Genomic DNA, 13,539 nt, shown 5'->3' on the forward strand with positions numbered 1-13,539 from the left:
ATGATCGGCAGGAGTGCTGCTCCCTTGTCTTTTCGAAGTTTCGGCTGCCAGTCTTTGCAGCCGTTTCCGGTCTTCGAGTTTCGTCAGCGCTCTGCTGAAGGATTTTGAGGCGATTGCAGTGGCGCGGCTTTTTCGCGAGGCTATCTCGAGGCTGCGGCATTGCTAGCGCGTCGGACGTTCAGATTGAATCGCGAGGGATTCCAATGAGGCGTGGTTCATGATTCACCTCCGTGAGGAGGTGATTTGTCAGCACTTTGAGTCACTCACAAGGCTTCGCGCCGTGGACCAGCAGCTGACCCCACCGGATCAGCGCGCCGGCGGTAGATGCGCGATCTGCGCACCGAGCTCATAGTAGCCCTCTCTGATGGCCCGGAAGGAGGCGTTCTGCGCCGGGGACACGGGCAGGAACATCGCATCGAGCCGCAGCTCGCCGCTGATATGGCGGGCGAGCTCGCGGCCGAACACGGTGCCCGGCGCGATGCCTCGTCCGTTGAAGCCCGTCAGCGCGATCATGTTTTCCGCTGGGGCGTGAAGGCGTGGTAGATGGTCGTTCGTCATGCCGATCCGACCGTACCACTCATGCTCCAGCTCGACCTCACCGACCTGCGGGAAGAGCGCCCGGATACGCCGCCGTGCCCAGTTGCGATGGATCACGGTTCCGGCGCCGCGGAGCGCGCCGACGCTGCCGACGATGAGGCGGCCGGCATTATCTGTGCGAAAGGCGGTCAGCACGGTGCGGGTGTCCCATGCGCCGTGCCCTTCGGGCAGAATCGTGTGGCGAATTCTGTGGCTCAGCGGCGCAGTCGCAACATGGAAGAAGGGGAGCACCACTTGCTCGCCACGCAGCTCGGGGAAGATGCGCGACGTGTAGGTGTCGGTCGAAAGAACCGCCCACTTCGCCCGGACGGTTCCACCTTGCGTGGCGAGCCGCCAGAGGCGGCCCTCGCGCCCGATGTGCTCGACCGGGCTCGCCGTAAAGACGGTCGCGCCGGCGGCAATCGCCGCACCAGCGAGGCCGCGCACATAGGCGAGCGGTTGGATCGTCCCGGCACGCAGGTCGAGGAGGCCTCCGGGGAAGGCCGAGGTGCCTGTCTTGGCACGCGTCTCCCCGGCGTCGAGGATGTGCACCGGGGCGCCGAGCGCCTGCCACTGCCGAGCTCGCTCCGCGATCTCGGCAACGCCCTTCTTATCGGCTCCACAATGGATCGTGCCGGCCCGCTTCAGCTCGCACTGCAAGTTGTGCTTGTCGACGATCTCGAAGACGGTGCGTGGGGAATCGCGCAGCAAATTAAGCAAACGATCGCCATAGAGCGGACCGAGCGTCTCCTTGAGCGCCGAGGGCATAACCCAAAGGCCCGCATTCACCAACCCGGTGCTTCGCCCGGCGGCGCCAAAACCAATTTCGGCTGCCTCAATCACGACAACGTCCAGGCCCCGCTCGGCAAGGTGCAGCGCAGTGGACAACCCGGTGTAGCCGGCGCCGACGATCGCGACATCGGCGACGAGGTTGCCTCGCAGATTCTCCGTTGCAGGCGGCGGCGGAGCTGTCCGCTCCCAAAGCCCATGGGACCGTCTATCGTTCAGCATTCATCCGCTCTCATAAGGCTGGACGCTGGCTCAGTGCGCACACAACTCAGGGCGCCCGGCAGGAGACTTAGCTCGCTGCCGGGCAGGTGCGCCTTGGGAGGAGGCGTATCTTCGCAAACGTTCTGAACCAGCCGCATCAGGCCCGCTTACAATAAGAGGACCGGACCGCTCAGAGCGCCCTTACTGAATGTAGCGCATGTAAATGGCCGATCTATTCGAATCTTCCGCGTTCACGCAGGAAATCGGCTTTGTGCGGCGACATGTGCATAAAAGCGGAGGTAGGCGAGCGCGTCGGCTCTAGGAAGCAATGACGCCCGTCAGCATAATGGTCTCCTCGCGGATGGCCAATTCACCCTAGACCGCATCGTCTCCTGCACTCGATTTCACCAACATGCTGCGATGAGTACCTTTATCTGTCACCATCTCCGCACCAGGTGGAAGGTAAGGGGCCACAGCGTGTTCCGTTTCGCCAAGGGCAGAAACCGACGTGATCGACCAATCAATCAAGGCAACGGCGTGCTGAAGTATCGCGTCGGTCTGAGGGCGGCTCGGGGAAGCGGCGATGACGTGTCCGATCGTGTCTCGGTAATCGCCTTCCCTGACGATAGGTGTCTTAGGCTGAACATGCAATTTGACCTCCGAGACACCTTCTACGGCAGCCGCTCGACTGGCGCCATCAATCCAATCGAGGATGCCATCACCCTCCGGGAGGAGGAACCGAGCGCCCGCGACATGCGAACGCGTACTTCGCAAATCCGATTCTTCGCCGATAACCACTTTGATGTGCTCGGTAACTAGATCGATACCATAAACCAATTTAACCATTTGAGGACCGGGCGCGCCAGCAAGACGCGGATTGACCTCGATGACGACTGGGCCACGCCTTGTCCAGCGGAATCCAATGTTCGATGGCCCCCAGCCAAGGCTGAGAGCTTCCAAACAGCTTAGCGATACATCGGCGATACGCTGCTGCTCGACGTCAGTAAGCACCGCTGGATAGGTGCACCCACGATGGACAAAATGCGGTGGGCGCCCGAAGTCAGCGCCGCCAATTCCAATGACCTCATTCCCCATTATGTCAGCCCAATAATAGGGGCCTTGTGCGAATTCTTCGACCAGTATCCTGGGCGAAGCCCGCCATTTGTGCTTCCCGCCCAACAGATGGATCGTATGTTTTGCTAGTTCGTCGACGTCGCGGCACAATAGGACACCGCTGCTGCCGCTGCCCACGGCAGGCTTAAGAATTACCGGGAGGTTGATTTCCGCGGCACAGCTTTGTACGTCCGCGGCATTCGATGCTAAGCGATAGGCCGGCATAGGAACGCCGGCCTCCGCGAGGATCTGACGTTGAGTGAATTTATCGCAGCATCGTTCAATCGAACTGGGGTTCGGCCCTGGCAGAGCGAAGGATCGGCATAGCTTACCAACTGTAGCATAGGCTAACTCATCGAGACCCGTAAAGCCGGTGATGCCAGCAATATCATAAGTTGCACGCACCCGGGAACATTCGCTGATCAGGGCATCGAGGTTGTCCGTATCGACGCGGATTGTCTCCATATCGTCTGCTGCAAGATAATCGTACTGGGTTGGGTCAGCCGACAAGGTAATTGGATGAAGGCCAAGACGCTTGGCCGCTTTAACGTATAGCTCACCAGTACTTCTGTTGCCTTCAACCAGGATGAGAGCTCTTTTTGTCATTGCCGTCGATCTCCGCAGTGTGCAGTGCGACGGCCTGGGAGTAAACAGGCGTCGACTTGTTGTTCGGCCTGACGTCAGCCTCCAAGAGAAGCTACCATGCTCAGCGATCTGATCTCGCGAAGATTTTGTAAAGTTAGCTGAATGATTTGTTGCGATTTTTGACCACCCGGCTGGGATCCGGTTGGCTCTCGCTGAATAGTCGCTGGGGCGGTGCTTGCCTGTCTCCGTTTTTTTGGCCAGCAGCCGTCGGCGCGCTGATGAGGCCGTCGATGTCGCCGGCTACCGTACGCGCACTTTGACAGGACCTTCAACATCAGCAGATCACCGGTCCGCGAGCGGGCTAGATATCGACGAGGCAAAGCCAGTGGATGGAGGAGCAGGGCTCAGCGCCAATCAGCGACGCACGGATGACGCCGGGCATCGCCTCGAGACTACTTAGCGGGCATGAGCACGCGACACTCCCTCGTGTCACCTTGCGCCCGATGCAGATCACGACGTCCTGGTCGATCGTCGCCTAGAAAGGGGCAAGCAGGAGACGCACTGGAATGCTTGGAATGCCCGCTCGCTGGCCGACGACACGACATGGGTAATCCTCGACCGGATGTTGTTCGTGAGGCTCAGCCGCAAGACCACCTCGATCTCGATGCACGCGCTGGACCGGTGGGAATATCCGGCGAGATTGACAACCTTGTGCCCTCCCGCAGCTTTCAGGGGAGTAGGGGGCTCATGCGCCTGCATCCGGCTTGGTTCAATTTTTCCAAATCGCAACTACGGGTTCTCAACATTTCTGAAAGTTACGACGAGAGATACTGTGCCGGTCGGGTGCTAGGTCAGCGTTCTGGTGCGCGATGTGCCCTGTGAAGACCCCAAACCAGCATCGACGACTAAACCTCCGCCGCAAGACTTCCCGACGGCGGATTGGCGACTAGCAATAACGATCGGATCGATTCACGGCGGGCTCGCTGTTGCCCGAACCAGACAAGGGTTGTGAGATCCGGATGCCAATATTTCTGGTCTGCACGTAGCCATCAAGGGCTTCCTGACCCTTTTCCCTACCGTAGCCAGACTTCTTCACTCCACCGAACGGCGTTTCTACGCCGCCGACGTACCATCCATTCACGTACACTTGGCCAGCCCAAAGGCGATCCGCGCTCCAAAGAGCCCGGTCGATATCCCGGGTGAAAACGCCCGCTGCCAAGCCTTGATCGGTATCGTTTGCCAGTTCGATCCCTTTTATCGGATCATCGAAAGCAGTAACGGAAAGAACAGGGCCGAAGACTTCTTTCTGGAAAAGACTACTATTTGGCGCGACATCGGCAAATACAGTCGGCGCCATGAAATAGCCGCTTCGCACCGAAAGTGCAGTTCCGCCGGCCACAAGCCGTGCCCCTTGCGACAGGGCCATCCGGCAGGCGCTCTCGACCCCCTCTCGCTGCCTTTGAGAGATCAACGGGGTGATGTCGCAGTTTTCGCGTCCTGGTCCAATTGAGAGTCCTTCGACGCAAGCCTTCACTCTTTCTAACGTTTCATCAGCGATTGAACGCTCTACAAGCAATCTTGTTAGGTTGTTGCAATTCTGGCCAGCATTTAGATAGGTTCCGATACGCACCGCTTCCACGACGGAATCGAGATCGGCATCGGAATAAACGACAGCGGCCGATTTGCCGCCCAGCTCCATGATGCAGGGTACGATGCGCTCCGCTGCAGCCTTGAGGACGGTTCGCCCGGTTGCCATGGAGCCCGTAAAGACGATGTGGCGCACATCGGGATGATCGATCAGCGCCTGGCCTGCCGTCTGGCCGTACCCAGTGAGCACGTTTACGGCTCCGGCAGGCAAGCCCGCGGTCTCACAGGCGCGAGCAAGTTCTATGCCTGATAAAGGAGCCAGTTCGGGGGACTTCACTACCACTGAGTTACCAGTTGCAATGGCGCAAGCTAGTGAACGGGCCGTCAGTTCGAGGGGGCCGTTCCAAGGAACGATCTGGGCTGACACTCCGAAGGGGCTTCTGACCGTATAGTCAACAAGATCCGCCCCCGCGGAATAGAGCGACCTTCGAGCTTGTCCGCCAAGCCAGCGTAGTACCGCAGGTATCTGACGGCGGTCCGAACCTCGCCACGGGCAAGGTCCAACGCCTTCCCAGTCTCTATGCAGTTAATGATCGCGACCTCGTCGCTGCGTGACTCAAGTGCGTCCGCCACGCGGAAAAGCATACGCCCACGGTCGTACGGGTGCATGTCTATCAAAACGCGGTCGCGAAAGACACGATCGGCGGCAGCAACGGCGAGATTTACTTCTTCAGGTCCTGCCTCTGCAATAACCGCTACCGTCTCCCCGTTTGAAGGGTCATCAACCTCGATCCGTTTGCCAGACGAACAATCTCTCCACTCCCCATCGATGAAATTCTTGATCACTTCTGAAGTAGCCATGCTTGTCGATCGCCGCCGGTTCCTGTTGGTACTGAACATCAAACGCTTCGTACGTGTCTTCCTGGGAAAGCCGCCTTTGGGCTTCTGAGCGCAAAAATCGGCTTCGAAGAAGTCGACGGCGGAGGTCGATTCCTGGTTGCCTATGAGGATCGCATTTCTTGATGCGACCTCAATCGCCACCTGCCCCCGCCCCACGCACGACCGATAACGACGCAGCTCCCGCGCTAAGACCGACAAATCGCAAGGATGCGTCTTAAAATTCCTTTTAGCCAATTCCTCTCCCGCGATGATAGCTTGTCTTCTACCTTCGGGTACCTACCAGATACGTGGGCTGCATTTGCTGGAAACGTATTATATAGGCGTAACTTTGTCTTGTTAGCCAGACGAGCATTCTTTGATTACCCAATAGGAGTATTCAGTGTTTCAACTGGAGCGGCAAATTCCGGCATCGTGTCGCCAGCGACATCGGTGATGCCATACTGAATGAGAGCTGATGAGACGAGTGTCCCCCACGGGGATAGTGTTAGAATTCGGCGAAGAGCGACGCCTTCTGGCGGCTGGGTGTCAGCAGGATGAAGCCGAGGAGGCGCTCACTGGCTCCGCGATGGTCTTTCATCAGCCTTCACTGAGCAGCAGGATCAGCGGTCGAATTATGCAGCTCAGAGTTCCGGTCGCTTTTGTTGGCTCGATGGGTCTGGGATTGGCCAATTTTCAAGTGGGCCTGGGGCCGTGATGCGCTCTCAAAACGGTGGCCTCGAGCCCTTACCGCCAGTTTTGGCGGAAATGGAAACGCCGGCGACTTTCCTGGTCGAAGGCTCCCAAGCCGATGGCTTCATGTTTCTATGCTCATGGGCAGACGTCTCTCAGTCTGGCCAAAGATCATGTAGTGGTTTTGGAGTGGCAGCCCTGGCCTCTTGGATCTCTGCTGCAGACAAACGGCCCGCGAATTGGCTCAGAACCGAGCGGGCAACCTCTTCCGGATCCACTGCCGGGTCGCGGTGGAGGCCCTCGTGGATCCGGTCGAGAAACGAGATCCGTTTTGTGTTTATGGCGCGGCGGCCGGGGTGCCAACCTTCGTAGTAAAAGCCGCGGAGTAAGGCTGGCAGCTGGGCACCGATGTACACCGCCTCGTCGCGACCTAGGCAGTCGCGCAGGGCGTGAAGTGTCGCAATCAGGGCTCGGAAAACCTGCTCGCGGTCATGCCAACGTAGTCTCCACGCCAGATCGCTGACCCAATTCTGGGTTGCTTGCAACGTATAGCTGATATCGCGCCTCAGGTACATCCAATATTCCTGTCCTTTAAGTTTCTCAGGGCAGATTCACGCGCCGTTACTCGAAATGCGTCACGTCGCCTTGCGCCAGCCCCCCTCTCAGGGGAAGCGCTGCAAGAAAGATGAACGAAAATGATGCCAAGCCCGCGGCAGATGCAGCCTAACGGAACATTGGTGTCGGGGTCGGTCCCAAGCGCATTGCCGCCGCGCTATACGCGCGACGTGGACGGATTGAGTTCCCCCGGCATATTGGCCGAGGTGCCCCGCGTCGTCGCCAGTAATTGCCCACGCCTGGGAAAACCAAACACTCACTGCAACTCTCGGGCGCGCCCGGCGCCATTCCCGGTCTCGACTGACTCGTAATTGCGCAGCATCATTTCCGCGACACTGAAGGTGTGGCGCCCTTCCAGCGAAGTCAGGCGCGCGTCGACGTCGGGATAGATAAAGAAGGGAAGCGAAATTCGGTCGGTCAGACCATTGTGCGCGACCTGATGCGGCGTACTCTTGAAGCGGTCGTCGCTCAAAGCCTGAAGCATATCGCCCAAATTGACTACGAGACTGTCGGGCAGGCTCGGCACCGGCATCCAGCGCCCGCGCAACCACACCTGCAACGACCGGGTGGGGAGTTCCTCCTGCAGCAGCAGCGTGAAAAAGCCACCATCGGTGTGCTTAGCGCACGTGCCGCCGCGAGCTGGATACCGGATTACGCGTTGCTCGAGCGTCGGCGGGCTGAAATACCGTTGGAACCAGCCCTGTTCCAAACCGATCACGTCGGCAAGCGCGGTTCCGAGCTGCGGGACGACCTCGCGGAGCACGGTAGCCTGCAAGGCAAGCAGGCTTCGCGCGAAACCAGGAGCCAAAGCCTCATCCGGAAACAGTGTGCTCCCCGCAAACGGACGCCGATCGCCTTCGTTGTCGATTCCGAGATCGAACACTTCCTTTGGATCGCGGCCGGCCTCAGGATGCAGGATTTCGCCGTACAGCGGACTGTATCCACGTGCGATAGTGGGGCGCACGTTTTGTGCGGCGTGACCGAAGCGTTCCTTTGTAGCCAGTGGCAACGCGAAGAACCGCCGGGACGCGTCGATGGCATCCGCGATCTGTTCCTTCGGGATTCCGTGCTCGATAAGGTAGAAGAACCCGTACACCTCGCATGCATTGCGCAAGCGCTGTTGCTCTTGATGTCGCGTCGCATCGGCAGACAGTTTCGCCAATGAGATTTGCGGTAGCGTGGTCATAGTCATCCTCCGTCTGTATCGGCGCCCCCTGCTGGGCTCCTGGAAAATCTCGCAACTCAGTTTCTGCCTAAGTAAAATAAAAGAATGATGCCCCTGATCCAGTTAACTCGTGGGATCAATACCACGTTATTGGGGGACCACTCAAGAACTTATACGTTAAAAATATAATACAAATTCGTTCTGATGTTTTAAACAACATCAATATTATAGGTGATTTCGCCTACTTTGACCTCCTGGGTGGCGCTAAGTTCTTTCCTGGTATGCGAAGCTTATTGCCGTCATGGACTTCTGTTTCAAGAGCCAACCGGACAGGAACTGACGTTTGAGTTTTCCCGCCGTAAGACAGACTGGCAATTGCTCGCGAGGTATTCGGCCTCTCCTCTGCGGGGCGACCAGGAATCAGGCCAGCTTTCACTCAATCGGAGCGACCTTTCGAGAAATCTTTCAAAAACTGAGAATCTAAGATTGTTTCATTATTATATTGAGCCGTCTTTAAAGTGTGTCGATGGTGCCTTCCACCCAAGCCGTCAGCCGCGGATAGCGAGGTCAAGTCACGCGGGGAGATCGGTCTTGGCACGGCGAGATCGATAGTGCTTTCGACGGGAGGTGGCGCGCCATGATGCATGAGAATATTCCGGCCCAATCTCTACCGTGCTGACTTACCAGGGCAGACGCTTTACGCACGCGACGGGGCCGGAGGCGAGGGATCCAAGGCGTTCATCTCAGTGGGATGGTCAATGGCTTTTCAACCGGTCAAAGCTATGACGCCGCAGTCGTCGCGCTTCGCAAGAAAGAATTCGTGCGACGATCCCATGTTTCTTTCCCTGCTTCGGAGGCCGGCCCCTTGCAAGCAACGATGTCCTCGTTGGAACTCACGCCACGAGTGATCTTCTTTCTACATCAATTAGGATGGACTCTAATTGCAGATAGAGGAAATAACCCGTGGCAAGTCCCCCGTGACGAAGGATGTTCACGCTTTAACTGCCGGCTAAATCCGGTCGGTCGCTGCGACATTCCTATTTCAGGTCCACCAGAGAACAAGATCAGGCCGGGCAAATCCGAAAAAGCAATTCAGCACCAGGCGACGCTTTCCGTCGCCTGATTGACCGGTAACCCCGTGAACGAAGCCGCCATCGATTAGGGCGATATCCCCGGCCTTGAGCTGGAACTCGCGGCACGGGACGGCCTCAAGATAGGCTGCCGAATAGGGATATCCAGTGGTCTCCACACCCTGCGACTTTCGGTCCGCAACTGTCGGCTTATGGCTCCAGAGCCTCAGATTGCCCCCGTTCTCGGGCATGCTGGGATAGAGGTTGAGCGCTGCGACCGTATTGTGCGCCACCGCAGAAAGCTCGTAATCATCGCCAGCACGTAAGACTTGAGCGACATCGTCGTGGGGATCCAAGGAAAACGTGCCACTGCCTGACCAACTGAGAGCGCGACAAACATTGGCCTGGCCGTGTTCGGAACGGGCCAGCCGCAATTCGATGCCCTGGTTGTGAAGCTCTCGCTTCAACGCCCCGAATACTGCTCGAACCGGGTCAACCAAATTCTTAAAAAGGGCATCGACGTACGGCCGCGCGTTTTCGGCGTCTGCGAAATATGTGGCTGCATCCTTCTTGTAGTGAGATGCGCCGACATATTGTCCGGGCACACCATCTTTACGCTCTCTGAGACCGGAGCTTCCAATAAAGTTCGTAGTGATCTCCTCGGCTACTTCGGTGCTGAAAGCTTGCTTGATGTGCAGAGCGGTGAGCTCACCTTTCAGGACCGAGATGATCTCCGCCGTGTTGATCGACCCGGTCCGTTCTTTGATCGAAACCGGCGAGATGGCTGGCACTTGAGATATCTGACTAGGCATTGTCTTGCTCCTGTAGTGCGTGTTCAAGGATGGTGATGCCACGATCGAGTTCGGCATCGGTGATGGTTATCGGCGGGAGGACTTTGATAACGTCGCGATTTGGCCCCGAGGATTCGATAAGAAGGCCATTTTCGAATGCGACATCGTGCACGCGGCCGACAACTGCCGGTGAACGGCATTTCAGGCCGGCCATCAGACCGCGGCCGCGCTTCTGTTCGATGTATCTTGGAAATTTCGCAACCAGGCGATCGAGGTGCGTTTGCAGCCTGACGGCTGTCCGCTCGACACCTGCAGTAAATTTCCTATCCGACCACATCTTGCACATGGCTCCTGCCGTCACGAAGGCGAAATTGTTGCCTCTGAAGGTCCCGCTATGTTCTCCGGGCTTCCATATGTCCAAGTCGGGTCGAATCAGAACGATGGACAACGGACTACCTGAACCGCTTAGGGACTTGGAAAGACACACAATATCCGGTTCGATTTTCGCGGACTCGAATGAGAAGAAATCGCCAGTTCGGCCCGCACCCGCCTGAATATCGTCGACGATAAAAACAATGCCGTGCGTACGGCAAATGCGCTGAATTTCCGTGAGCCAAGCTGCGGATGCGGCGTTCATGCCGCCTTCGGCCTGGATGGTCTCCAGAATGATTGCGGCAGGCTTTTCTATGCCGCTCCCCGGGTCGCTCAAAACGCTGTCGATGTAACTGGCGGAATCGAAAGCTTGGCTCGGATAGCCGTCATAGGGAACACGGATCACATCGTGGCGAGCGACGCCTCCCAGTTCCCTGGTTGAGGCCGAGCCCGACACCGCTAGAGAGCCGAGCGACATGCCGTGGAACGCATTCGTAAAGGCCATGACGCTCGAGCGGCCGGTGTATTTTCGCGCCAGCGCCAGCGCCGCTTCGTTGGCGTTCGTGCCGGTCGGCCCGGGAAACTGAATCTTGTACGAAAGGCCTCTGGGTTTCAGGATCCAATCGACGAACCCTTCAATGAAGTCACGCTTTGCCGCCGTATGCATATCAAGCGACAGAAGAATGTTCTCACCGACGAGATATTCAATCGCTGGCGCCATAATATCCGGATTGTTGTGCCCGTAGTTGAGTGCGCCGGAACCCACCAGGAAATCGATAAAGGGCTTACCCGTCTCGTCCCAGATCGTCGCCCCAAGGGCCTTCGTAAAGACGGTGGGGAACGCCCGGCAATAACGACGAACGTTAGATTCATGAGCCGTGAAAGCGTCGGTGTCCATATCAAGTCCTCTGCACATAGTCTTTCAAAGAAGAGAGCTGTTTAATGGCTAGTGGTTTGCGGCAGATGTTCGTCGCTTAACGTTGAAGCAGAATGCCGGAGGCAGCTTTGTTTGGTCTGGGTTTGGTCTGGTGATGCCGGCATCCTCATCAAATATTGTTGGGTTGCGTTGCCCTCCATTCGGATGCTTTCGAATGTGCTGCAACAGGATGGCTTCTAAAGCTTCCGCGAAAGCATCGCTACTATGGCATCAGGTAGTTGACGTACCCACCCTTCGCTGCCCATAGCGCTCCGGACAAATGAATGAGTCCAAGGAGATCAGCAGGGTCGCGTCGCCAGAGGTTGTGTCGCTCGGCGGTAGCGAAGCCGCTCGCGAGCGCGCTCCTCAATAGCGCCGTAGCGAGCGAGCGGCTTCGCGGCGGTCATCAATATTCGCCGTTCAACCTCGGGCTGCGGACACCAACCTGATTCAAGAAACTATTTGATGACCGATGACACAGCGAAAGCCACGCTCTCTTTGAGAAGAATGCGGATTCCGATCTCTTGCGCGATGACTGGCCCGAGCCGCCGGATCAAGAGGGCGGGGCCGCCGTGGACCCCCTTGACGGAAAGCCCGTTCGTAGGCCAGGCGGAAGCAACCGGGAGACGCGCTGGCGAAGGGCCGCATCGGTTTCGAGAACGTCCACTACCGCGACGGCAACCATCCCCGGCCGCAGCTGGGCTGCTGCCTTCAGGCGAGTCGAAAAGGAGATCGTCCGGGAGGGTGAAGGCGTTGACGAGGTGAGCCGTGAGTAAGCAATCAAGCTCTGATCGGGATCGACTAACACTGTTTCCATCCGACCGATGGTTGACCTGTGATCGGCGTTACCTCAAGCTAGGCAGGCCGACAAGCTCGGTTGGAAGGCGAAGACCTTTCGATGAGCTCGTCTCCGAAATGCTCGAGGCCCACTGCCGCGCCTACAGGAACATACTGGCGTAACGTGAAAACACGATGGCGTCGCGGGCAGGTGCATCTGTCGTGGGGCCATCCGCACTGCCAGGCACGCCCTCTCGGCCGGCATGCACTCAGGTCCGGTCGTTTGGGTCGGCGAATTCACACATCCTGCAAAGCAGAAAACCATCTGCTCCATTCATGCGGTCGACGATTTCGCGAAAAACTGGCTTTTCAAACAGAGCGGAGTAACCCTCATATAGAAGGTTGCCCAATACGTGACGCCGTTCAAAATCCATAGAGCACAGGGTAACGTCGCCGTTTGGAAGAAGAACATTCCGATACTGTCGTGCGTCCACGCAGGTTAGGGCTCCGACCACTGGCTGACGTGGTGCAACGATCTTAGGGTCGACGCTTCCACCCCTACTGCTCACCGGCCGCGCTTTTATCAGGGCTTCGGTAGGAATAATGTCGGCTATATCTGGGTGGGGCTCGCCCAAGGCCACGAATCGGATCAAGGGGATGTCCGCGTCGACGAGTTGACGAACCAGATCGCGATACTTGTCTCCGACCAGGCGGCTGTTCATGTAGGTGCCGTCATCGAAAACATGGACCACGAATACGCCCAAGCGCAAGGCTTGCAATCGCTGCAGGTCCTGCCCGTTCATTCCCACCAGCGTCGTAAAAATCCTGATGCCATGGCCTTTGGCGAAGGCGTGCTCCACCATTTCGGTACAGTCCGGATTGAGCCAAGGTTCGGAGTATCCCGCAAAACCAATGTCGACGGAAGTCGGTACGCGGGCCAGACACCGCTTGAAATCTTCAAGATCCAGATGACTCGCATGAGACACTTTTCTTTGCCGGACCGCGAACTTGTCCTGGGGACAATATGAACATCCTACGACGCATCCCGTGGTCGTCGTTATCTCCAAAACCCTGCCGGCTGTGTTTGCTGAGCGAAGTTCCGGTAAAATCACTGGTGATTACTCCCATCTACTTCCTGCGAAGCGCCACGATGGTGTGCGTGTGCCTTTGGCTTTCTGATACCGCCTGCTGATCTACCGAGGCAACGCAGACATCTACCCTTTTTGGCAGCCTAAGCCGCCCGGTTCACCGATTTGCCGGGCCGACCCTTCACAAACTTCCAGCGCGTCGGACCAGAGACAGCATTGCATCTTTCGAGGCATCACTCGCTCCGGAGATGTAGCCTCAACCGTTGGTCGCTGGCCCGTCGCCGAGATGCGCGCGCAGCACCCTCGAACCCGCCGGAGAGAAGCT

8 protein-coding genes and 1 pseudogene are annotated in these 13,539 nt (G+C 57.7%); all 9 read right to left on the bottom strand.

The window, feature by feature from the left end:
- Positions 1 to 306 precede the first annotated feature (306 nt).
- On the bottom strand, positions 307 to 1,587 hold the full coding sequence (locus tag EJ078_RS09870) for an FAD-binding oxidoreductase (RefSeq protein WP_126057669.1): 1,281 nt from the start codon (positions 1,585 to 1,587) through the stop codon (positions 307 to 309).
- Between the two features lie 354 nt (positions 1,588 to 1,941).
- Complete coding sequence (locus EJ078_RS09875; RefSeq protein ID WP_126057668.1) at positions 1,942 to 3,285, bottom strand: acetyl-CoA carboxylase biotin carboxylase subunit family protein; 1,344 nt, start codon at positions 3,283 to 3,285, stop codon at positions 1,942 to 1,944.
- Positions 3,286 to 4,210: 925 nt separating this feature from the next.
- Positions 4,211 to 5,437 carry an aldehyde dehydrogenase family protein gene (locus EJ078_RS09880; RefSeq protein ID WP_348627319.1) on the bottom strand — a complete coding sequence of 409 codons (1,227 nt, stop codon included), beginning with the start codon at positions 5,435 to 5,437 and terminating at the stop codon, positions 4,211 to 4,213.
- Positions 5,380 to 5,751: pseudogene (locus EJ078_RS30320) on the bottom strand (aldehyde dehydrogenase family protein); the annotation flags it as partial. The pseudogene EJ078_RS30320 and the gene EJ078_RS09880, both read right to left, overlap by 58 nt.
- Before the next feature lie 824 nt (positions 5,752 to 6,575).
- On the bottom strand, positions 6,576 to 6,995 hold the full coding sequence (locus tag EJ078_RS09885) for a DUF2267 domain-containing protein (protein WP_127315232.1): 420 nt from the start codon (positions 6,993 to 6,995) through the stop codon (positions 6,576 to 6,578).
- A gap of 296 nt (positions 6,996 to 7,291) precedes the next feature.
- Positions 7,292 to 8,221, bottom strand: a complete 930-nt coding sequence (locus EJ078_RS09890; RefSeq protein ID WP_127315233.1) for a 2-oxoglutarate and iron-dependent oxygenase domain-containing protein — start codon at positions 8,219 to 8,221, stop codon at positions 7,292 to 7,294.
- A gap of 1,021 nt (positions 8,222 to 9,242) precedes the next feature.
- The gene (locus EJ078_RS09895; RefSeq protein ID WP_127315234.1) at positions 9,243 to 10,082 is read right to left on the bottom strand and encodes a hypothetical protein; all 840 of its coding nucleotides are present in this window, start codon (positions 10,080 to 10,082) and stop codon (positions 9,243 to 9,245) included.
- A complete protein-coding gene (ectB, locus tag EJ078_RS09900) occupies positions 10,075 to 11,331 on the bottom strand; it encodes a diaminobutyrate--2-oxoglutarate transaminase (protein WP_063169362.1) in 1,257 nt (418 codons plus the stop codon). Before ectB ends, EJ078_RS09895 begins: the two co-directional genes overlap by 8 nt.
- A gap of 1,064 nt (positions 11,332 to 12,395) precedes the next feature.
- Positions 12,396 to 13,112, bottom strand: a complete 717-nt coding sequence (locus tag EJ078_RS09905; protein ID WP_224571099.1) for an SPASM domain-containing protein — start codon at positions 13,110 to 13,112, stop codon at positions 12,396 to 12,398.
- Positions 13,113 to 13,539: the final 427 nt, after the last annotated feature.

The sequence above is a fragment of the Mesorhizobium sp. M1A.F.Ca.IN.022.06.1.1 genome (assembly GCF_003952605.1).
Lineage (GTDB): Bacteria > Pseudomonadota > Alphaproteobacteria > Rhizobiales > Rhizobiaceae > Mesorhizobium.